Annotated in this window: 17 protein-coding genes and 1 pseudogene; 11 read left to right on the top strand and 7 right to left on the bottom strand. The window is 60.9% G+C overall.

Annotation, left to right across the window (positions count from 1 at the left end):
* Nucleotides 1-465 precede the first annotated feature (465 nt).
* The gene (gene rpoD / locus DN412_RS33230; RefSeq protein ID WP_115215462.1) at nt 466-2,496 is read left to right on the top strand and encodes an RNA polymerase sigma factor RpoD; all 2,031 of its coding nucleotides are present in this window, start codon (nt 466-468) and stop codon (nt 2,494-2,496) included.
* A 108-nt stretch (nt 2,497-2,604) separates the two neighbouring features.
* On the opposite strand, the gene DN412_RS33225 is transcribed toward rpoD, so the two are convergent.
* A complete protein-coding gene (locus DN412_RS33225) occupies nt 2,605-2,808 on the bottom strand; it encodes a cold-shock protein (RefSeq protein ID WP_115215461.1) in 204 nt (67 codons plus the stop codon).
* 1,394 nt (nt 2,809-4,202) lie between these two features.
* Here DN412_RS33225 and poxB point away from each other — a divergent pair.
* The 8 genes and pseudogenes from poxB to DN412_RS33185 all read left to right on the top strand — a co-directional run.
* A pseudogene (gene poxB, locus DN412_RS33220) lies at nt 4,203-5,717 on the top strand (ubiquinone-dependent pyruvate dehydrogenase); the annotation flags it as partial.
* A 173-nt stretch (nt 5,718-5,890) separates the two neighbouring features.
* On the top strand, nt 5,891-6,658 hold the full coding sequence (gene ppk2 / locus DN412_RS33215; RefSeq protein ID WP_425267465.1) for a polyphosphate kinase 2: 768 nt from the start codon (nt 5,891-5,893) through the stop codon (nt 6,656-6,658).
* A gap of 123 nt (nt 6,659-6,781) precedes the next feature.
* Complete coding sequence (locus DN412_RS33210) at nt 6,782-8,440, top strand: SulP family inorganic anion transporter (RefSeq protein WP_244222884.1); 1,659 nt, start codon at nt 6,782-6,784, stop codon at nt 8,438-8,440.
* A 20-nt stretch (nt 8,441-8,460) separates the two neighbouring features.
* Nucleotides 8,461-8,715: an RNA-binding protein gene (locus DN412_RS33205; protein WP_115215459.1), complete on the top strand. Its 255-nt coding sequence runs from the start codon at nt 8,461-8,463 to the stop codon at nt 8,713-8,715.
* Between the two features lie 295 nt (nt 8,716-9,010).
* Nucleotides 9,011-9,532, top strand: coding sequence for an ATP-binding cassette domain-containing protein (locus DN412_RS33200; RefSeq protein ID WP_115215458.1), 522 nt, complete (start codon nt 9,011-9,013; stop codon nt 9,530-9,532).
* 30 nt (nt 9,533-9,562) lie between these two features.
* Nucleotides 9,563-10,453, top strand: a complete 891-nt coding sequence (locus DN412_RS33195) for an MlaD family protein (RefSeq protein ID WP_115215457.1) — start codon at nt 9,563-9,565, stop codon at nt 10,451-10,453.
* 170 nt (nt 10,454-10,623) lie between these two features.
* On the top strand, nt 10,624-11,067 hold the full coding sequence (locus DN412_RS33190; protein WP_161564084.1) for an ABC-type transport auxiliary lipoprotein family protein: 444 nt from the start codon (nt 10,624-10,626) through the stop codon (nt 11,065-11,067).
* A 13-nt stretch (nt 11,068-11,080) separates the two neighbouring features.
* Nucleotides 11,081-11,803 (top strand): MalT transcriptional regulator family protein, encoded by a 723-nt coding sequence (locus DN412_RS33185; protein ID WP_115215455.1) that lies wholly within the window; start codon nt 11,081-11,083, stop codon nt 11,801-11,803.
* Nucleotides 11,804-12,043: 240 nt separating this feature from the next.
* Here the strand turns inward: DN412_RS33185 and DN412_RS33180 are convergent, their stop codons facing one another.
* The 6 genes from DN412_RS33180 to DN412_RS33150 form a co-directional block, all read right to left on the bottom strand.
* Complete coding sequence (locus DN412_RS33180; RefSeq protein ID WP_244222883.1) at nt 12,044-12,658, bottom strand: potassium channel family protein; 615 nt, start codon at nt 12,656-12,658, stop codon at nt 12,044-12,046.
* 293 nt (nt 12,659-12,951) lie between these two features.
* Nucleotides 12,952-13,968: a porin gene (locus DN412_RS33175; RefSeq protein ID WP_115215454.1), complete on the bottom strand. Its 1,017-nt coding sequence runs from the start codon at nt 13,966-13,968 to the stop codon at nt 12,952-12,954.
* A 10-nt stretch (nt 13,969-13,978) separates the two neighbouring features.
* On the bottom strand, nt 13,979-14,812 hold the full coding sequence (locus tag DN412_RS33170) for an alpha/beta fold hydrolase (RefSeq protein WP_115215453.1): 834 nt from the start codon (nt 14,810-14,812) through the stop codon (nt 13,979-13,981).
* Between the two features lie 11 nt (nt 14,813-14,823).
* Complete coding sequence (locus DN412_RS33165; protein ID WP_115215452.1) at nt 14,824-15,576, bottom strand: maleate cis-trans isomerase family protein; 753 nt, start codon at nt 15,574-15,576, stop codon at nt 14,824-14,826.
* Nucleotides 15,577-16,827: 1,251 nt separating this feature from the next.
* Complete coding sequence (locus DN412_RS33155) at nt 16,828-18,639, bottom strand: phospholipase D-like domain-containing protein (RefSeq protein WP_115215451.1); 1,812 nt, start codon at nt 18,637-18,639, stop codon at nt 16,828-16,830.
* 386 nt (nt 18,640-19,025) lie between these two features.
* Nucleotides 19,026-19,859, bottom strand: a complete 834-nt coding sequence (locus DN412_RS33150) for an alpha/beta hydrolase (RefSeq protein ID WP_133303117.1) — start codon at nt 19,857-19,859, stop codon at nt 19,026-19,028.
* A 1,021-nt stretch (nt 19,860-20,880) separates the two neighbouring features.
* Between DN412_RS33150 and phaP the strand changes: the two genes are divergently transcribed.
* On the top strand, nt 20,881-21,384 hold the full coding sequence (gene phaP / locus DN412_RS33140) for a TIGR01841 family phasin (protein ID WP_115215449.1): 504 nt from the start codon (nt 20,881-20,883) through the stop codon (nt 21,382-21,384).
* Nucleotides 21,282-21,608: a DUF3562 domain-containing protein gene (locus DN412_RS33135; RefSeq protein WP_115215448.1), complete on the top strand. Its 327-nt coding sequence runs from the start codon at nt 21,282-21,284 to the stop codon at nt 21,606-21,608. The genes phaP and DN412_RS33135 overlap by 103 nt, the downstream gene beginning before the upstream one ends.
* Nucleotides 21,609-22,774 lie beyond the last annotated feature (1,166 nt).

The raw sequence follows: 22,774 nt of genomic DNA, 5'->3' as shown, positions 1-22,774 counted from the left end.
TGACGATCAACGGGCACGAAACGACTCATCTATGGGCTCACTCAGCGAACAGTGAATTTATCAACGCTCAACCCGTCCCGCCGGACGACTGGAGATCCCCGAAAATCCGACAATCTCCTAGCGGGCTACTACCTCGACCATTCTGCCCACTTTAGGTGGCCTCACCACCTATGGATGTGGCTCCTGGCCTAAGGCGCCTATGGCTGGATCCTTGGTGCATTGTTCGGTGTCACATTGCCGTGGCAGCGGCTGGTGCGGGCGGCTGCGTGTTACGCCTATGATCTTTCGCCACTTCCCCGTTACATCTCTACCCACCGCATATTGCGCCGCACAACGATGTCCGGTATGATTTAAGGTTCCCCGTTCTGCGCACACCGGATTCCGCGAGAGGCATCCCGGCCTCGACTGTCCGTGCATCATTCCACGATTTCGTGCGCACCCCGACAGGAAAATTGACCTGCCGTTATGCCCGCGACGATCGTCGGCCAACCTGTCGAGGAGAATGTATTGGCAAATCCAGTTCGCGACAATTCAGTACCCCGCGTGATCGCGGTTACGTCAAAAGCCGGCCGCCGCGCGCCAAAGGAAAAGACCCACGCCGTCGCAACACCGCTGGACATCGCGTCAATGGCGCGCCAGGACGAGGAGCGTCACCGCCAGATGCGCGCGCTGATCGCGCTTGGCCGTGAGCGCGGCTATCTCACCCACGCGGACATCAACGATCACCTGCCCGACAACTTTACGCAAACTGCTGCGATGGAGACAATCGTCAGCACGTTCGGCGACATGGGGGTGGCCGTGTACGAGCAGGCGCCGGACGCAGAGGCGCTCCTGCTAAACGACGCTGCGGCCGCCGTGGCATCCAACGATCAGGCGGACGAGGAGGCAGAAGCTGCACTGTCGACCGTCGATTCCGAATTCGGCCGCACTACTGATCCGGTCCGGATGTACATGCGTGAAATGGGTACCCGCGATCTGCTGACCCGCGCGGGCGAAATCGAGATCGCAAAACGCATCGAAGACGGCCTGCAGGACATGATTCAGGCGATCGCCACGTGTCCGTCGATCGTGTCCACGATTCTTGTCGACGCGGACCGCATCGCTGCTGGCGAACTGCGTATCGACGAATTGGTCGATGGCATCAGCGACGACGTGAATGAAAGCGAAATGGCGCTGGAGTCCGAAGAAGTTGAAGTGGAAGCAGACGCCTCCGATGATGACCCAGACGGTGACGACGTTGAAACGGACGCCGGGGATCCGGAGAAAACGAACGCGGCCCGCCTCGAACAACTCACGAGCGACAGTCTTGCGGTTTTCGCGCGCGTGCGTGCATTGTTCGAGCAGTTGCCGGATGTACCCGTTACTGGCAAAACCCGTTCCGCGGCCGTTGCGCAATTGCGCTCGGCAATCCAGCGCGAACTGGCGCCGATCCGCTTTACGGCCAGAACCATCGACCGCCTGTGCGCCAGTGTGCACGCACAGGTTACTGAGGTTCGTGCGATCGAACGCAGCATCCTGGAGATCGCCGTCGACCGTTGCGGCATGCCACGCGAGGCGTTTGTCGAGTCGTTCCCGGGCCACGAGACCGACCTTGCATGGACCAGCCGCATGGCGGCGACTTCGCGGCAATTTGGCGCGGCGCTTGAGCGACATCTGCCGGCCATTCAGGCCGGGCAGCAGAAACTCATCGACATCGAGGCCTGGGTCTCGCTGCCACTCCAGCAGCTCAAGCAGATCAACCGCCAGATGAGTGCCGCGGAGTTGAAAATGCGGCAGGCCAAGCGGGAGATGATCGAAGCGAATCTTCGTCTTGTCATTTCAATTGCCAAGAAATACGTGAACCGCGGCATGCAGTTCCTGGATCTGATCCAGGAAGGCAATATTGGCCTGATGAAGGCGGTGGACAAGTTCGAATACCGGCGCGGCTGGAAGTTTTCGACGTACGCCACTTGGTGGGTCCGCCAGGCTGTCACGCGTGCGCTTGCTGATCAGGCGCGCACCATTCGTGTGCCGGTGCATATGATCGAGATGGTCAACAAGCTGAACCGGATTTCGCGCGAATTCCTGCAACAGACGGGACAGGAAGCGCATCCCGCCGTGCTCGCGGAGCGCATGGAGATGTCCGAGGAAAAAGTGCGCAGTATCCTCAGGATCGCGAGGCAACCGGTCTCGCTCGAGACCCCTGTGGGCGACGATGCCGACGCGACGCTTGGCGACATGATTGAGGATGTCTCTGCGAGTTCACCGACTGAGGCTGCGATTCACGCGAACATGCGCGCCGCGATCGATGAGGCGCTCGACGAGTTGTCGCCGCGCGAGGCCAAGGTCCTGCGGATGCGATTCGGGCTCGATACGACCTCTGACCACACGCTTGAAGAGGTCGGCAAGCAGTTCGACGTGACCCGCGAGCGGATCCGTCAGATTGAGAGCAAGGCGATGCGCAAGCTGATGCACCCCAGTCGCGCTGACAAGTTGAGGCCCTTTCTCGAGCGCTGAACAAAGGCGAGGAGTACGCCCTCCTTTCGACGCCCTACTCCAGTCCCACAGCGATCACGCATTGGCCCGATCGCTGCCCTGACAGGACGCGTTTGCGGCGCGGAGAACTTACAGCGCTTTGATGCTCGCTGCCTGTTTCCCCTTGGGACCTTGCTTGACTTCAAAACTGACCTTCTGGCCCTCCTGAAGTGATTTGAAGCCGTTTCCCTGAACCTCGGAGAAGTGCGCGAACAGGTCATCGCCGCCGTCGTCCGGCGTGATGAACCCAAAACCCTTCGCATCGTTAAACCACTTGACGGTACCTGTTGCCATGTTCTGAATGTTCCAAGGAAGACTAGTTGTAGATGACGCCACCGGCCTGCGCCAGACGTGCGGCTATCTTGTATCACAGGTGAGCCGTCGCCGACAATCCAGGTTTTTTCGAGCGGATCCGACAAGCTGTGCCATGACGTTGTGAGCGAAGGCTTGCGTCAGCTCGCCGGTCAGCGTGGTTTCGAGAACGCGACCAGTTGCCGCAGCGTGCGATCGCGCTGCAGCGGGACGCGATGTTCGTACAGCCACCGTTTGAGATCCTGCAGCAAGCCATTGCGATCCTGTCTGACCGAGATCGGCCTTGAGCCAGGTCACCACATAGTGGCGCTGATGCTCCGTCATCGCGCCGAAGCTGAGCGCCCGATACGCGCAGGCCTGGTGCTCGACCAGCGTGTCGATGTGACATCATAAAGCGCGTACAGCGTGCCGAGATCGGGCGGTTCAATGCCCTGTTGCTCGCCCAGGTGTAGCCAGAGATTGCGCGGTACGTACCGGCAGGCATCGAGTGTGCGCCCCGTCATGGGGGACTGAAGCCATGGCGACACAAGGGGATTCCGCCGATAGTGGTTGGACGCTGGAATTGGGGAGTTTCTCCAGGCCTCAACAGTTTCCGGCATGGCCTGAGGATTCACTCCGCCACGTCTGACTCGCGAATTTTGCCCAGGCCAGCGCCTTCATTTCCAGCTAGCCAAATTGATCGATCTCAGCGCGCCGCCCCCCCTTTGGGGTAATACGTTTTGACTATGGCAACAAAGTTAAGGCTGCGGGGGATTGACGACGCACTGTTTCGCGACAAATACAACCTCACGAACCGACAAGGGCCTCCTCCATACGACTCATACCGTGGACTGTTGCAATTGCGTAACCTTCGCAATACAGCCCGCCGATGGGGGACCGAGGCTTGAGGGGGATACCAAGGTCGGAGCACCAACAGGGCGACCAGAAATTGCCGCCCTCTTGGTCGCCGCTCTCACTCACACATTCACTTCCAAGCAATGGCGGCGGGCTGTACCTTTCACTGCAGGGATTTCACTCGCCCCTACTTCGATGCAGCAACATCAAAGGATGATGTCATCGCCAATCCGGCCTCCGCCTGTCGAAGGCCCCGTGAGGGGCTGTGAGCGGTCATCCGAGCTGAGGTTGGCAATTGGCTCTTCATCGGCCGACTCGGTCCTTCGGCGCTGCCACCCTCACGCCTTTGCCGACGTCGCGGGTCGTGCCGGAATCGCGCATGAATTGGCGTCGAACTATTGCTTGAGCCCTGCCCCCTGGTGCAATCGTATCTATCGAGTGTCGTCGCGCGTCCAGGGGTGCATCAGCCACTGAACGACGAGGGACTCGCGTGACTTGCCAGATACCCGGCCGTCTACATTAACTTCCCCGCCTCGGCCCCCGTGTGCGCGGGCAGTTGCGGCCCCGGCAATCTGCAACTGATCAACGGATTGTTCGATTGTCATCGTAACCACCAGCCCGTGCTGGTCATCGCCGCCCATATCCCTTCGACCGAGATCGGGCTTGGCTACTTCCAGGAGACCCACCCCCAGGAGCTGTTCAGGGAATGCAGCCACTTTGCCGAGCTGGTCTCGAACGCGCAGCAGTTCCCCCGGCTGCTGGAGCGCGCGATGCGCACCGCGATCGAACAGCGCGGCGTGGCGGTTATCGTCTTGCCGGGTGACGTCGCGTTGAGCGAGGGGCCGGAAGCATTGCCCGCCTGGACCGAGTCGGCGCACCCCGCCATTATCCCGGCGCAGGCCGACCTTGACCGGCTCGCCGATCTGCTCAACGGCTCCGAGGCGGTCATGATGCTCTGCGGAAGCGGAACCGCCGACGCACACGACGAGGTCATCGCGCTGGCCGACACGCTCGGCGCGCCGATCGTGCACGCGCTGCGCGGCAAGCCCTTTGTCGAGTGGGACAACCCCTTCGATGTCGGCATGACCGGCCTGATCGGCTTCAGCTCCGGCTACCACGCCATGGAATCCTGCGACGCCCTGCTCATGCTCGGCACGGATTTCCCGTACCGGCCGTTCTATCCGGACAAGGCAAAGATCCTGCAGATCGACTGGAAGGGCGCGCAGCTCGGCCGCCGCGCTCCGCTGACGCTGGGACTGGTCGGCGCGGTCTGGGAAACCATCCAGGCTCTGCTGCCGCGCCTGGGGCGCAAGGCCAACCGCCAGTCCCTCGAGCATGCCTGCGCCCACTATGCTTCGGCACGGCAGGGACTGGACGACCTGGCCACGCCCTCCGGTCCCGGCAGGCCGATCCACCCCCAGTACCTGGCGCGGATGATCGACGAAGCGGCTACGGAAGACGCAATCTTAACCGCGGATGTCGGCACGCCAACGGTCTGGGCCGCCCGCTACCTGACCATGAACGGCAGGCGCCAGCTCCATGGCTCGTTCAACCATGGCTCCATGGCCAATGCAATGCCACAGGCACTTGGCGCGCAAGGGGCCAACCCTGGCCGTCAGGTTATTTCACTGTCCGGCGATGGCGGCCTGTCGATGCTGCTGGGCGACCTGCTGACCGCGCGACAGCTGAATCTGCCGATCAAGGTGGTCGTCTTCAACAACAGCCTCCTTGGCTTCGTGTCGATGGCGCTCAAGGCAGCGGGCTACCTCGATACCAACGTCGACCTGGCTCCGACAGACTTCGCCGCGATCGCCGAGGGGGCGGGCTTGCTCGGCATCCGGGTCGAGGAGTCCGAAGACGTGGCCAAGTCGCTGGGCGATGCCTTTTCACACGACGGGCCGGCGCTCGTCGACGTGGTCACAGCCAGGCACGAACTGGCCATGCCGCCAAAGATCGAGCTGGCGCAGGCAAAGGGATTCAGCCTGTATATGCTGCGCGCCATCCTGAGCGGGCGAGGCGATGAAATCGTGGACCTTGCGAGAATAAACCTGCGATAGCCCGCGCCTCCGAGTCTCAACGTGACAGCAATTTGACTCTCTGCACCCTGGCGACCAAACTGTAAGCGCCACTTCACACAGGAAGGCAGGCACACCTCAGGGAGGCAAACATGCCCAAGGGAAAAGAAAAGGCCAGGCTCGCCCCATCTGACTCGGGCGAGCATAGGAAGTCCATGTCCTTCAAGGAATACAGGAAGGCGCTGCTGCCTCTGCATGTGGAGCTGGTCAAGCTGCAGGAGTGGGTGGTCCAGAGCGGCGCCAAGATCTGCATCGTCTTCGAGGGACGGGACGGCGCTGGCAAAGGGGGCACCATCAAGGCGCTCACGGAGCGTGTGAGCCCGCGCGTGTTCCGCGTCGTGGCCCTGCCGGCGCCAACCGACCGCGAGAAGACGCAGATGTACGTACAACGCTACCTGCCCCACTTACCGGCAGCCGGGGAAGTGACGATCTTCGATCGCAGCTGGTACAACCGCGCGGGCGTCGAGCGCGTCATGGGATTCTGTACCGAGGAGCAGGTAGAGAGCTTTCTGCGCGCCGTGCCATTGGTCGAGCAGGCCATCATTCACTCCGGCGTTCTGCTGTTCAAGTATTGGCTTGAAGTCAGCCAGGAGGAACAGACACGCAGGCTTGAGGCGCGCATCCACGATGGTCGCAAGCTATGGAAGTTGTCCGACATGGACCTGAAGTCCTACAGCCGCTGGTATGACTACTCCCGCGCCCGCGACGCGATGTTCCGCGCCACCGACACGGCCATGGCACCGTGGCACGTGGTCAATTCCGACGACAAGCAGCGCGCGCGCCTGAATGTCATCAGTGACCTGCTGAACAGGATTCCTTACGAGAGCATGCCGCGCAAGGAGCCTGTCCTGCCCAAGCGGCAAAAGCCGGAAGGCTATGTGGAGCCGGACTACCCATACAAGTACGTACCCGAGAAGTTCTAGGCCCCCTTTCGAAGCACAAGTCCAGGAGACGTGACCATGCAACACGGATGGCAACCCCAGGCTGGCCGCCGTCGCTTGTTCGCTGGTGCGTGCCGCATGGCAACGGGCTCTGTCAGCCCGCCGATGCCCCGCTGGCTGCATGACTACCGCAAGGAATGGGCGGCACCGGATGTGGTGGCCGGGCTGACGGCTGCCGCGGTGGTCATCCCCAAGGCGCTTGCCTATGCAACCATTGCCGGCCTGCCAGTCCAGGCAGGCCTGTATACCGTCTTTGCCCCAATGCTGATCTACGCCATGCTCGGCAGTTCGCGTACGCTCAGCGTGAGTACAACGACGACGCTCGCGATCCTGGTCGCCGCGGCATTCTCCAGCCTGGGCCCGCACCCCGATTCATCGACGCTGATCGCGGCGTCGGCCACGCTGACGTTCCTGGTAGGCGTCATGCTCCTCGCGGCACGACTGCTGCGCCTCGGCTTCGTCGCCGACTTCATCTCCGAGCCCGTGCTGGTCGGCTTCAAGGCGGGGATCGGCATTGTCATCGTGGTGGACCAGATCCCGAAGCTGCTTGGCATTCATATTCAAAAGGGTTCGTTCTTCCATAACCTGCTGGCCATTGCGCAGGGCATACCGCATGCGTCACTGGCGACCGCGGCCGTGGGTATCGCGATGGTCGGAATCCTGTTGACAATGGAGCACTGGATGCCGCGGGCTCCCGCGCCCCTGATTGCCGTGGCTGCCGGCATTGCCGGCGTTGCACTCCTGAACCTCCCTGCCCATGGCGTGGCCAGTGTCGGGAAGGTGCCGACCGGCCTGCCGCCGTTGACGCTCCCCGACGTGGAACTGATGCAGCAGCTGTGGCCCGGAGCGCTTGGCGTTGCGCTGATGAGCTTTACGGAAAGTATCGCCGCCGGCCGGGCGTTCGTGCAAAGCGGCGAGCCGCCGCCGGCGGCAAATCGGGAATTGATGGCCACGGGATTCGCGAACCTGGGCGGTGCTTTCCTTGGCGCCATGGCAGCCGGCGGCGGGACCACGCAGACCGCCGTCAATCAGATGTCCGGCGCGCGATCCCAACTGGCCGGCCTGGTGACCGCCCTGGCATCCCTGGGGACGATGCTGGTGCTCGCACCATTGGTGGGCCTGATGCCGGAAGCCACCCTTGCAGCCGTAGTCATCGTCTATTCCATCACGCTGATCAAGCCCGCCGAATTTCGCCTGATCCTCAGTGTTCGACGGACAGAATTCAGTTGGGCGGTCATTGCCATGGCGGGCGTTGTCGCGTTGGGTACCTTGCAGGGAATCGTGATTGCCATCATCGTTTCCCTGCTGGCCCTGGCCTACCAGACGTCCGACCCGCCCATCTATATGCTGGTCCGCAAACCGAACACCAACGTATTCCGTCCACGGTCGGATGCGCATCCTGAAGACGAAACGATTCCCGGCTTGCTGATGCTGAGGCCGGAAGGGAGAGTCTATTTTGCGAATGCGCGGCGTATCGGTCATAAGCTCAGGCCAATGGTTGCCCAGGCCGCGCCAAAGGTGCTGGCCCTGGACCTGGCCGGCGTTTCGGACCTGGAGTACACCGCGCTCCATATGCTGATCGACGCGGAAAAGAGGTTGCGCGAGGAAGACGGGGTCCTGCTCTGGCTGGTCGGCATGAATCCCGATGTGCTCGCGATGGTCCAGCACTCTCCGTTAGGCGAAACGCTGACGCGCGACCGGATGTTCTTCACCCTTGACCTGGCAGTCGCCAGATTTCAGGCTGGCCAGGCCAATGCCCCCTAATGTCCATGCAAGAGGGAATCATGTCACGCCTGCTTTTGACCAATATCGAACCCGGCACCTCGGATGACGAAGTTCGCGCGTTTCTCGGCAAGTACGGTCTCCCGCCCTGCGACGCCATTGAGCAGGTGCCTGGTGATGGCACGCGGCCGTCCGTGGTGCTGGAGTTCAGTGAGCTTGATGCGGAAACGCTGCACAGGTATGCAGAACGCATCCATCACATGTTCTGGAAGAGCCGCGAACTGACCGCACAGGTACTGACCGACCGTTTTGCCTGACCACGGGTTGCCGCGATCCGGTATCGAACCGGATCGCGGATATGCGGCCTCGGCATTCATGAACCTGGCTTTTGCGGCGGGGTTTCTGCCGAAAAGGCGCTTGAATTCCCGGCTGAACTGAGTCAGGGGAAGTCTGGCCAAAAATAGTCGGGCTGCGTCCCCGAAGCCAGCCGCACGGCGCTTTTTCGACTATGTTAAGAGGAGCTTCAGGTTCACCTGACGACCGGCAGGCGGCTGGCGCGGTGCGCTACCGTGATGACCGCAGGGAGGTAGTCCGATGGCTGCGTCTGTGTCGATGGAACGTGCCCCGGCCGGACAGCCGCACTGCCGTATCGCGAACGGCACAGCGATTCTCGAAGGGTTGTGGACGTTTTCCGCACTGCACGGCCAGATCGCCGCCACCGAAAGGGCACTTCACGCCCTGGCCGCATCGCGCTGGGACATCAGCGGCGTGGAGCGCTTTGACACCGTCGGCCTGCGTCTGCTTGTGCGGAGCTGGAATCGCGTGCTGCCGCAGCAGCTTGTCTGCAGCGACGCGCAGCGCGCACTGCTGGAACAGATCCTCGCGGTCGGCGATGCGCCGCCTTTGCCAAGGCGACATATCCTCATCGATACGCTGACAGCAATCGGTGAAGCCCTGCTCCATCCATTCAGCCATGTCGGGGATTTTCTGCGCCTCCTGGGCGGGTATGTGCTTGCCTCGCTTGTCATGGCGGTGCTGGCCGACCAGCACGTCGTGGCCAACGGCACCCTGGAAGAAGTCCGCAAGGTCGATCACCCCTTTATCCACCAATACTTCATGACCGGCGCGTCCTGACTGTCGCCAGGCCAATCCACGGGAGGCATCATGGAAAGCAAGACCTATGCGCTCTTCACCGGCATCTTCTTCGTCGTGCTGGTGGCAGCCGGTGCCGCGCTTGCCGTCTGGATGGGGCGCACCCGCGACGTCTATGCCCAGGACCTCACGCTGATTTCCGAAGAGTCCGTGAGCGGCCTCAACCGCGAAGCGCCTGTGCTCTACCGCGGCATTCCCGTTGGCAAGGTGGCCGATCTGCGGATCAATCCCAAGAACCAGAAGCAGGTCGTGATCACGGCGCGCCTGTCGCAGCCGCTGCGCCTGAGCACCGCGACCACGGCGAGGCTGGTCAGCCAGGGCATCACGGGCCTGTCGGACATCGAACTGCTGGACAGCGGGCGCGGTTCCCCGCTTGACCAGGACAACGCCGCCATTCCGCTGGAGCAATCGTCGTTGCAACGCGTCGGCGCCTCCTTGCCCGAAGCTGTGGACGACTTGCGGCGGCTCACGCAGGCGCTGATCGAGATCGTCAACCCGGCCATGCGCGAAGACCTGCAGAACACCATGCACAATGTCAGCATCGCGTCCGGCGAACTTCCGGATTTGCTCAAGTCCGCCCGCACCAGCCTGGGCGGGGTCGACCGCCTGACGGGCGACCTGCGCGGCCTTACCGCGGACCTGAAGACTGAAGTCGCCGGCTTGCAGCGCGAAGCCACGGGCACGCTGTCCGGCTTTAAGGGCATGGCAAGCAGTTTTGACCGTTCCGCGGCGCGAGTGGACCGCAATATCCTTCCCCAGCTGGAGCAGACGCTGCAAGGCGTCGATGAAATGACCAGCTCGCTCAATGAGGTCGCGGTTCAGCAGCGCGACGATCCGCAACGGATCATCTTCGGCAAGCATCCCGCCAGGCCCGGCCCGGGCGAAGTTGGATTCGGAGGCTGATTGTGCCGACACATCTTCTCCAGAGAGCATTCGCAAACCTGCTACCGGGTGGGTTGCTTGTATGCCTGCTCGCGGCGTGCGCCTCGGCACCTACGCAACCGACGCGGTGGTCCATTACCGGTGGGGAGCGTGCCGCCACCGCCGCCGGTAAGCTTCCGCCCGGCCTGCAGTTGCGGGTCACGGCTGCGCCCTGGATCAACCAGACCGGCTTCCTGTACTCGCTCGACTACAAGGCCGCCCAGGCAGTCGAAGTCTATGCGCAAAACCAATGGATCGACCGGCCGCCAGTGCTGATCGAAGACCTGATGATGCGCGCCTACGCCCAGGCGCGATCGTCGCCGCAGCCGGCACGCGCGGCCGGCGAACCGCGTCCGCTCGCGCTCAGCCTGCGCGTAGTGGAGTTCGTCCAGCACTACGCCAGCGCCACCGAGAGCGAGGCGCGGGTGGCGGCGGTTGCAACGCTGAGCGAGTCGAACCCGGCGCAGGTACGCAGTGCCATGTTCCGGGCACAGGTGCCGACACGCACGCCGGATGCAGCCGGGGGCGCGCAGGCATTCTCGGAGGCCAGCGATCAGCTGATCGAGCAGGTCTTCAGCTGGGCGGCAGCGCCTTGATTCTGGAGAACGGATGGCTACCGAGAAGCTACCCCTCCTGCTTGCCACCAAGCTGATTCCGCCGCGCCTGCCGGCAGGGCTGATCGATCGACCGCGCCTGCTCGATCTGATGGTCACGGCCACGCGCCTCACCGTGATTAAGGCCCCCGCCGGGTTCGGCAAGACCTCGCTGGCAACGGCGTGGCTCACGCGCGATTGCGTTCTGGTGGCACCCGCTCGGCCGCTATCGCTGGATGGCGGCGACGATGAGCCGGCCCGCTTCCTCCATCATCTGGCGAAGGCGCTGCGCCAGGCGTGCAGCAGCGTGGGCGCATCGGCCATCGGTCTCACGGCGGAAACGTCCCTCGTTCCGGCGCAAACCGTCATTGCGACCCTGATCAATGAGCTCGCCGAGATCGAGGACGAGGTCTACTTGTTCCTGGACGACTATCACCTGATCAACCTCCCGGCGATCCATGACGCCGTGGCGTTCATGCTCGCGCATGCGCCGTCGAATCTCCATCTGATCATCGGCACGCGCTCCGACCCGCCCCTGCCGCTCGCGCGCCTCAGGGCGCAGAACGAGCTGCTGGAGATCGAAGCGTCGATGCTGCGGTTCAGCCTCGACGAGACGCAGCGTTTCCTGGAACACGAATGTGCGGGCAAGCTGCCGGAGCCCGACGTCAGCAGCCTGCACGCAACGACGGAAGGCTGGGCAGCAGCGCTGCATATCCCCGCATCGACGCTGCGGCGCTGAGTCTGTTCCATCATTTGTTTCTGCAATCGTTTGCGAAGATCTTGCCGAATTCATTTCCTCGCGTCTATACGGATAAAGAGCTTGCTCATCAAGGCATTCGCGACAAGCTCGTCCCCGATCACAACGTCCGACGCGCCGGCGCTCTCAAGCAGGTTTTTCCGTAAGTTATTCTCACCGGGCACGGCGATAGCGAGCGTAGGATTGAGTGTATGGGCCATCAATGTGACAGCCAGCTTATTGTCAGCATCGTGGACAGCCACGACAAGGAGCTTTGGCGCAATCAAGCCGCGCGAGCCTGAGGACTTCGTCGAACACGCCAGGTGAGCCAAGTAAGGCCATATACTCATGAGCGCATGCTCGCTCGGCCGCGTACCGATCCGCTACCAAGACCAGTATTGTCTCGCCTGCCTCGCGCAATCGTTCCGCCACCAATTCACCAAGCGCATCGAAGCCAACCACGACGACATGGTTGACAAGCCTTTCCAGCTTGCGCTCCATCGCCCTGTTCTCGCGATACGCCATCACGTCGTCGCCTGACAGCATCCCTGTAATCCTTGAAACTGCGTAGCCGCCGACCAGCATGGTCGCAAACATGGCCAACAGCATGAACATCTTCTTGCGATCATCGAATTCGGAGAAATCGCCGAGCGTGGTGACAAGGTTCATGCCGTCCCACAATGCTGCAAACATTTTGGCGCCGGGCGATGCGTTCGATCGATCAAGCAGCGCCAGCCCCACGACGGCACCGACGAGCAGCAAGACCAGCAAACCAATCGTATGGCGCACACGACGACGCCATTCCCGTATTCGAAGCGCTCCAAGGTGAGGTTCATCGACCCGATAGAGCCACATCATTTACCTCCCTAATCCAATAAGGGAATGAGCAACGGGGGCTGCATTATATCGCTCGTCGTTTTTCCCGCATTTTTCTTGCACCGCGCGATCAATCCGTGTATGTGTCCGTGAACAATATTCCCCCTTCAGGATAGGTCATTCACGAGAAAACAGTTTAAGACTAAAGACCTTGATCGGACGATCGAAGCTGTCTTTGACCAAGAATTTCAGAGTTTCATGTTTGCCGGGGCAAGCGTGGCACGGGAGGGAGGGGGCCGGTTCGGTGCGAATGGTAGCCAAGACTGGAGGGACAGCTAGAACTTGTGACGGATGCCAAGCACCGCACCGAACTGGTTTTCCGAGCCAGCAACAGTGCCGAAGCCGCTGCCCTGGATGGCGCCGGGGCCACCCGCGGTCAGACCCAAATTCGAACCATCCTTGTTCCTGGCGTAACCCAGATTCAAGTAAGCATCGGTACGCTTGGACAGAGCGTAGTCAGCCGATGCCACGAAGCTCCACGGATCCGCCTTGGTGCCCCGGAAGTCCTGGAAGTAGGCAACGCCTGTCAGGGACAATGCCGGAGTCAGCAGATAGCGCAGACCCAGCCAGTACAGATTCGAGACGTTGTTAGCGCCGAGGTTACCCGGCAGCGTGGCGCCACCGAGCGCCTTGGCCCAACGATAACCAGCGTAGGCCTTGACGGGGCCGATTGCGTACGAACCAGCCAGGCTGGCGCGGCGAATCTCGGCATCCGTCAGGGCACCGGTCGCGGCCAGGCCGAGGTTGGTTGCGTCGTAGACAGCGCCGACGGCGAGCGGACCAGCAGCGTAGGTCAGGCTGGCGCTGTACTCACGCCCAATCCTGGGGCTGCCAGGGACTTCACCAAAGGCGCCGGCGCCAGTGTTCGCGCCAAAGCTGTACAAGGCCCTGGCGGACAGGCCATTGAAGGTGCCGACGTACTTGACCGAGTTATCGGCACGGCTGGCGAAAGCTGCGTCCTGCCCGAGGATCGAGTAGTTGGTGCTGATGGCCATCGGGTCGAAGTCAGCGTCGAAATCATGGAGCGGGGTCTGATGCCGACCCAGCGTCAGGGCGTTCCAGTTGTTCTGCAGGCCAACATAGGCCTGGCGACCAAACAGACGGCCTGAGAACGATGACTTGCCGTCGTCCACCGTGAAGCCGTTTTCCAGCGTGAAGACACCCTTCAGACCTCCTCCCAGGTCTTCTACGCCGCGCAGGCCCCAACGGCTGCCTGCCAGGTTGCCGGAGGTCAGGCGCGTCGCGTCATGGTTGCCGCCGGGTTGGTGGTTTTGGTAATCGCTTACGGGCATGTTCGCTCCATTAGCAGTTCAGCGCCGCACCCAGGAAGTCGCCGAAGGCGCGGTAGAAACCGGCCTCGTCGTCCCACGGGATCATGTGGCCGGCGTTGGCGACATGTGCAAGCAGCAATGCGGGCAGCAGCTTGCGCATCTCTTGCACGTCTTCCTCCCGGATCACGTCGCCACGGCCCGCGGTCATCAGCAGGGTCGGCACGGCGACATGCGGCAGGTCGGCGTGGATATCGTCCTCATGGAAGCCATTGAAGCTGGCCAGGATCGCGCGCTCGTCGCAGGTATGCAGCCATTGCGCGCGCAGGCGCAGTTGGTCCTCGGTCCAGGTCGGGCAGAAGCGGCGCATGCCTTCCACGTCGATGCCCTGCTGCGCCAGCCGGATCGAATCGATGTACCACGGCAGTAGCGACGGATACGGACGGCGGCCCGGGCCCGACACCGGCGGATCGACTAGCACCAGGCGCGTCAGGCCTGCGGGCTTGCCGCGCGCGGCGCGGATGCCGATGCGCGCGCCCATCGAATGGCCAACGACGGCATAGCGCTGCAGCCCCAGTGCCTGCGCAAACGCAACCACATCGGCAGCCTGCGCGTCGAGGCTGTAGTCCAGCTCCGCGCCGGCCTGCGACAGGCCGCGGCCGCGCACGTCGAGCACATAGGTATCGAACTGCCGGCCGAACTGCTCGCCGACAAAGCCCCAGGTCACCGCCGGGCTGGTAATGCCCGGCACGATGATGACGGCATCGCGCTGCGCACGCGCGCCGCCCTGCCCGCCATAGCGCAGGTAGTGCTGGCGGATGCCGTTGGCGTGGACGTTGGCGCCGTAGAGGAAGGTGCTGTCTGCCATGGCCGCCCCCTTCAGTAAGCGCCCGACAGCAGCGCGCCGGCGCCCGGCACCACCGGCTCCAGCCCGAGCCGCTTGAGCAGCGCGTAGGTGGTGGCGACCGCGGCGGTGACCACCGGCTTGCCGGTCATCGCCTCGACCTTGGCCACGGCCGGCAGCGACGGCATCTGCACGCACGCCGACAGCACGATGACATCGGCATCGGCCGTATTCATCTGCGCGACGATCTCCGGCAGGCGTGCCGGGTCGTGGCGGCCGACTTCGAGGTTATCGGGGATCTCCAGCGCGCGGTAGTCGACCACCTCATAGCCCTCGTTGCGGATGTAGTCGACCACCAGCTCGGTCAGCGGCTTCATATAGGGCGCCACCACGGCGATGCGCTTCGCGCCCATCACCTTAAGCGCATCGACCAGCGCACCGGCGCTGGTGATCACCGGCGCATCGCCGCCGTTCTCGGCGGTGTGCGCCTGCAGGCGCTGCTCGGACACGCGGTGGTAGCCGTGGCCCATCGCCATGATGGCCACCAGGCAGGCGTAGCCAAGCACGTCGACGCGGGCGTCGCTCAGTTCCACCGCGCAGCGGTCGGATTCGGCGTCCATGGCCGCCAGCTCTTCCTTGACCACCTTCTTCATCCGCATCCGGCTTGAGTGGAAGGTGAAGCGTTCCGGGCGCACCAGCTGGCGCGCGGCCAGCATCGCCGGGATCTCGGTTTCCATGGTGGTGTTGGAGCTCGGCACGATCTGGCCGATGCGATACGTCTTCGTCATAGCGCTCTCTGGTTTTGCGGGTCGGCAGAGGGGCGCACAAGCAGTGGCGCGATCATGACGACATGCTCCCCACCATCACGCCGCACTCATGTGCCCGCCGGTGTAGGAACATTACCCGCGGGTAGATGGCCCAGACAGGTGTTTTGCGGCCATCATTCGATGTCTGGGGCAGAGGCTGTCTCGCCTGAAATGGCGGTCCGTCTCGTTCGCGGCCCAGACAGGCGTGCATGAGGAAGCAGTGAAGCTTTGCAAAGGCCTGCTCGCGTTTGGCCCATCTGTAATGGTTGTTGCCACGGCGCAGTTGTGGCGAAAGCGATGGAAGGATTCATCGCACCACGCGCCGACACGCCAGTGCCCACGCTGCGGGGGCCTCGTCGACAGCGCGACCCGCGCGCGTGGTGGTGCCGGCGGCCGTGCTGGTGCCGCACGACAAGCTGCTCGTGCCGCCCGCCCTGACGCTCTCTGAAGACACTTACTGACGAGCTTGACTGACATCGGCGCCTGAATCGCGCGGTCCACGTCGGCCCGGGGGCCAGACATCCTTGTAGCTATCCTTCACGCAACGACTCGGCTCAATATCGCCGAGCATTTCATCGTCATCGGGACACATTCCCTATACGCATATGAAGCCGCGGCCGGAGTTCTCAGATAACGTTCGGCCGAGGGAATCCACACCTATGTCCAAGACGGTCAAGAAACGGTACCTGAAGGCGCTCAACCGGCGTCTGAAGAAGGAGTCGGCGGGTAAGTGAGATGCCGGGTCGCAAGGCAATGCGATGCCTCAATTTCCACGTACCACGATGCGGTGCACGACGCCTAGCCCTACGGACGGGAGATATTCGCCTGCAGGCACTTTGAGCAAGGTATCGACCTAGGATTTGCCGGCTGCAACATACCGCGCAACGAATCAAACTAACTTACCCCTATTCAGGCAGTTCCAAAGTGGCATTTTTCGACTTGAACATGCGAACCGGGACGCTATCCAGAAAGGACAAACTGAATGCTGATGAGAACTTTGTAGGGCGAATTCGGACCCAAGGGTCGGACAACTCATCCTCAGGAAAGGCATCACCAAGATCGAGTTCGAATTTCGAACTATCGATTGCAAATGCCCTTTTATACAAATCAAGAAGCATGTAAAGCGAATCCCCGAGCAGCCCACTGAGCTTCCTGGGGATTCGACTGAGCTAAGGCTCACTTACCGAGGGAGCACTTCCAAAAAGGCTTTCTTTCTTGGAACTCAAGCGTTCCTTACTTCGCCAAAGGGTTAGCCGTTAGCCAGAATGCCAATTCCGCGTTGCCCGGTTTGCCGGCTTGCGGGAAGTACCGGTCCTGCCAGGTATCATCCTCGTGAAGCCCTTTCCAGCTGTCCTTGGTTCCGTACTGAGCAAGCAAATAGCGCCAGCGGTAGTGGTCGTAAACGTCCAGCACGTGAACAGCGTAGGCCTGCGCAAGACTTTGATTGCCCTTGATGATGAGGAAGTTCTCATCGTTGGTGAAGGATGCCTTGTATCCAAGGTTGTGGCTGCCCGCAATGACCGTGCAATTTTCCGGGTCGAAGGGGTCGATGACCACAATCTTGTCGTGGATGACCGCATGGCCGGCGCTGAGCAGTTCTTTTTCCCAGACCCCGAAGGCATCATTGACACCAGTTGCCGGGATGACTTGCGCTGGGTCGGTAGGGTCCGTCTGGTTATCGTGTAGGTCGATGACGAAGTTCTGCGCACGGTCGGCATTCGTTAGGGCGCCGCGAACGAACAGCTTCTTATTTGCCACCAGCGCTTGGGCGGCGGCATCCACGATGCTTGGCGTGCCCGGGTCAAAGGCTAGGAACAGGACAGCTTGCTTCGCCTCCAAGATACAGTTCCAGACGTCAGCCATGTCAACGGGCGGTTCTTTGACCGTCTTCGGCTTCGTCTTCTGTGAAGTGTTGGGGGAGAACCATACGGCCGCTTTTTTGGCCCCGGGGACTTCGACGCTGGCGGGTGTCCGGTTGTCTGTACGGAATGTCTGGCCCTGCAACGCGTGTCCGTCGCCATTGGCTTCGTCCGTGTCTTGCTTGAGCCTGTCCCAGTAGGTGGAGTAGGCGTCGGCAACAGACTTCGAACGGATGATGAGGCTGTTATTGGTTTGGGCGCAAAGTCCGGTTGACGTCCAGTTCGTTGAGCCGGTTAGTACGGCCGTCGGAACGTTCTTCGAGTCTAGGTACAACATGAACTTGTTGTGACCGATGTGATTTCCGTCCGGAAGCATCCGGTCGAGGACATCGACCCCGGAATGGTGCAATGTTTCGCGAGCGGGCGCGTTTTCCTTGTCAGGGTCGCCGGTGTGGCTGTCAAAAGTGTTCGACAGAATCAGGTGCGCCTTCTTGTTGCCAATCAGATAGCTCGCGAGTTCTTCGTCGGCGAGCTCGTACAGGGCACCGTAGCAATTTCCACCGTTCTGCTTCGCCTCCATGAGCAAGGTTGGCAACGCCGTGATGAGGTCACTTGCAAGTGACTTGCGCAAGGCATCCTTGGGGTCTCGAATACGCTTAAGCAACGCACCCTGGTCGGGCGCACCCGTCTTCTTGCTCTTGGGAACTTGATGATTCAACGCCTGCGTGGCCAGGATTCCTCGATTGAAATAGGCCTGCAAGGTGTCCGGCGCATCTTTCGGGCCGTGGTCCGCCGTCAATTCGACAGGATTGGAATATAGCGGGTCGATGCCGGGGTAGGGCTTCAGTTCAGGCGGCTCATTCCTGCGGAAGGTTCCGGCAAGGGGAATAACCTGGTAGATGTAGGGGCCCGTGGATTTGAGGTCGGTTGCCTCGAGGTCCTTCCAAAAGAACTTCTGGATAGGCCCTTCGGCAGTGGTTTGGCCATGCTGACCTGCGTTGGGGTCACTGGGAAAGCCCGCCATTGCAGGTAGTGACTCGCCCTGCGGCGCATTGCTGTCCAGCATTGCATCCGCAGCCACAATGCGGCGGATGTCAAAGCCTATGCAGTCCTTGAGCTTGTGCTCAAACGACCAGGCCACCAGAATCACGTCATTGTTTGAGAAAGCGATGCACTTCGTTGGCATGTCTGTCTCCAAGGTTTGCTGCTACGCGAGGCGCTGGCCGGTGTTCCGGCAGCCTCGGGCATGGTAGTAGACAAAAACGGCAAATTCGAGACAGACGTGTATTGCCGCAACTTGTTAGGGTACTTGATATGGCGTGACGAGGTACAAATGTACTGGCAAGGCGAACTCCCCCTCAAAGGGCACTTGTCATCCGAGGACGTGCAGACACCGCGTACCTTTTTGGAAAACGCCATGCCAAAAGTTCTCAACATTACTCCACCAGAGCCATTGGCGCCCCCGCTCAGTTCGCCATAGACTAGTGTTCCGCTTCTTGGCGTATCGTGGTTTTTCGTCGGTCGCCGTCAAGGAAGCTATGACTCACCTGACGGCTGCTCAACCTGAAGTGCTTATCGAGGCGTGACGTGTAGCAGCAGGTCCCAGTTCTGCTCTGTAAGGCCAAACACCCACGTGTTGTGTGTGGCCTGTGGCAGCACAAGTAGGCTGGACGGCCCTTGGCTGGCGAGTTGCTTGTGGAGTGTTAGGCCCGCTTGAGGGCCAATCAACTCGTCCCGACCAGCTACCAGCACGGAGGAAGGCCCGTGATAATCTTTAAGCGCGGCGCTGGAATCAAAGGGAGACTTCAATAGCAGGCTGACTGGAACAAACCACATTCTTTTAGCTGCTGTCTCTCGCAGACTGGTGAACGGCGTGATGAGCACTAGGTTGTCAACGCTCTCAGGCATGGCAGCAACAATTTGCGCCGCCACGCCACTCCCCAAGGACTCGCCAACCAGCGTCACGCGACCAGGCCAACGCCGGGAAATCTCTTGCATCAAAGCTATTGCAGAGGGAACAATGGTGGCCTGTGACGGCTTTCCCGGATTGGGGCCATATCCAGGATACTCAGCCAACACAAGGCGGAAGCCACGATTGTTGAAAGTCATGGCTAAGCTGAGCCGCTCAAAGGCATTGCTGTCGTTTCCATGAAAGAAGACTGCTGTTCTCGTCAATGCATCAACGACTGGAGGCTCCACCACAATAGCGTTTGCTCCAGGAATAATCTGGGCCCCAGCATGCACGGCCATTTCCCGCCACAGTGACGGCTCAGTCGTTATCGGGAAGTAGATGAAGTGGTCTTGGCGCACATACAACCACGCCAGCATCAGGCAATAGGCCAGGACAGCAATGCGCAGGGTGTTTTTTAAGGGCAGCCGAACTTGCATAAGAAGAGTCTTTGCCAACGTGATGTTGTCTAATATAGCAAGGGCATCCCCCAGGAATTGCTCGCTTTTCGTGAATCCTCTGGTACCGGCGCCAGCGCTACGGCAGTTATTAAGGTCGAACCCTAGCGTCTGCTGCCGTACGTATCGGCAGCCGTCCCCGGGCTTTCGAGCATTGGCTCACAGCGCCACGACGACGGCACGACGCGGGCGCATATCCAGGCAAAATGCCGCGAGAGTTCGAGGACTGCTATTAGCTACCAGCGCCCTAGGCCATGACGTTGGTTGGCCCTATAGACGCGGCAAAAAAGAATCGGGATTTGGAGGGGTCATGAAGGCATGTATGAGCAGCCGCTGCGCTTTCAGGTCAAAAAATGGCTCGCGCCTCGCCCCACGACGTCGTTTCACGTAGGTGAATTCAGTCGCACCTCCCGGCCCGGCGACGCTACGTATGCGTCGAGACCACGCAACCGGGTGGTTTGCGCGCGCCGTCCTTCTTTCGGCACGATGACGGCCGCTGGCGCGTGTTTGCGCCTGCAGTCGAAGGGCCGAAGATGAGCGCTGACCGTCTGGCCTTGTGAGCGGTCATTGCCGGCTCGTGCCAAACAGACCACGCTGCAAATGCGGCACATACACGCGATTCCGCGCGGGACCTAAGCATCAGCACTCAGTATGTGATGCGAGTTGCGATAATGCTGACGCTGTTCTGTCGCCGTCGGCGCGCGCTTTTCCACTTCAGGCCCAAGTGGCCGACATACTAACGCTGAGCAGCATCAAGGCTAACGCGCAATTCCTTCGATATCAGCCTTTTGGCGCACTTGTTTGACACCATATCGACATGTGTGGATTGCGTTCAATGTGTGGGCCGTTTCTGCTACGCCCTCTCCGGGCAACCGGAAACTCGACTCTTGACTTCCGAGCAATCGCCCCTAGAATGATTTTTGCCGCAACGCAGCAAAGACTTTCACCCTGGCGGCGCACTATTCGTGTCCTGATTCAGAGTTCCCCTCGAACACTCGCAGCCTCACCCTATGGAGCAGTGATGAGTACTCCTATCCCCGAACAATCCATCTCCGCGCAGAAAGCGGGCATGGAAAGGCTCCTTGGTCTGGCGACCATAGCCTTCGAAGGCATCGAAAAGCTGGCTGAGCTAAATCTGCAAGCAGTCAAATCAACCTTCGCCGAAAATCAGGAAATCCTGAGCAAGACGCTTTCCGCCAACAACCAGCAAGAGTGGGTTGCCTTGCCTGTGCACCTGACGCAGCCCGTAGCAGAAAAGGCGGCGTCTTACGGCCGTCAGGTCTCCGAAATCCTGTCGAGCATTCAAGGCGAATTCTCGACGGCCGCCCAAGCACACCTCCAGCAATGTCAGCGCGATGCGCAGGAGCTATTCGAAAACCTCGCGAAGAACGCGCCCACGGGAAGCGAATCTGTTCTAGCAGCATGGCAATCGGCCTTTTCGACGCCCGCCGGCGCGTCCGACGATACGGCCAAGAAATCCACAAAGCATTTGACCCACGACGAAGGTGCTGGCCCTGCCCTATAGCATTTCCTAGCGCACACGCGCAGCCCCGGGAATTTTCTTGCGCGAACTTCGGTTCGCTTTTTTTCGCCGAGGGGAGCCGATATACGAAAATTTATGTTGAAACGTCGCAGGACTTCATTGCAGAGGCGCGCATTCAAGACTATGTGCCACTGTTTGTCGCGAAGCGAGTCAAGGGTGCGTTACGGCACCACGCTAACGCGCAGACGCACCACGCGCACAAATGAACGCAGAGCACCCCAGGACGTCGCCTCACCATGGGAATACCACGGGGTGTCCCCAGGACTGCCAAAGTAACTGCCGGGCGTACACCTCAGTCACTCAGCGCGGAAATGCTCAATGCTCTGCCCTGCGTTGACGCCCCTTTGCAGCCAGTCGGGTAGCGGCCCATGGCCGTCCCAGCGTTCCCCTGCCGCATTCCTATAAAGAGCAGGACCGTTGGCAGCCGGACGCTGGAAGCAGCCTGTTGCCTCCAAATCGGCCATCGATACTCCATGCCGCGCTATTTGCAGGCGAACCCATAGGATTGCTGCTGCTTTCTCACGACCGCTGGAGCCGGAGAAACCGAAGCTGGTGCCTTGAAAGTGGGATTCTGGGCGGACCCTTGAGTCGAGCGACGACAAGGGGTGTTTCGGCTTCAAATTGGGGCGATTCATAATCAGAATAATAGCGCAAGCTTACTGAACTATTTCGCATCATGGTCGGAGACTGCAGTGGAATTTCTGCCGCTACTACTACAGGGACGACGACGCGCTCACCGAAGATTTAGACACCTTGCTCCAGCTTGCAAAGGTCCCGCTCCGTTGCCGCCGTTTTGGTATGCATAGAATTGCCAACCATAGCTCACTTTGTCGTATCGCCGGTGAATGGCAAACCGCTGCAACCGGTATGCCCAAGGACAGGGGCCCGCAGTCCAATGGGTAGCTGCCAAATCGGCTACCGAGAGCGGACTAGAGCGTCACCGAACCGTAATCTGTTGCTGAGATACTTGCTTCTGAGGATGCCTACCCCGATGCCCCCGACGAACGGTCACAGATGAGTGAACCAATACATGACGGCACCCGCTCTAACCTCGCATAGGGGATACCTGCTCAAAGCCAGCGCAGTCCCTGCGCAAGGCGGTCTCCATGCCGCCGAGCTTGTCATCGAGAAGCTTGGCGGCCCGCCGCGCACCTTCTCAACGCTCGAGTATTTTTTCGACAGAGAGTACGCGTTGAGTTATGCGAGCTCTTGGGGGCGCATCTGGGTCGACATGAACTCCTGAGACGGGGAATCTTCCGGAGCGAGTAATCCGCAGTGCCGCAACAGCTTAGTCATCGACGAACCCGGCTAACTCTTTTCCATTCCAATCGTTCACGCAAAAAGCGAGCTAGGAGATGGCCGTCACAGCAAT

This window comes from Cupriavidus lacunae (assembly GCF_003353055.1).
In the GTDB taxonomy this organism is placed as follows: Bacteria; Pseudomonadota; Gammaproteobacteria; order Burkholderiales; family Burkholderiaceae; genus Cupriavidus; species Cupriavidus lacunae.
This window is presented reverse-complemented; position numbering and strand designations above follow the sequence as displayed.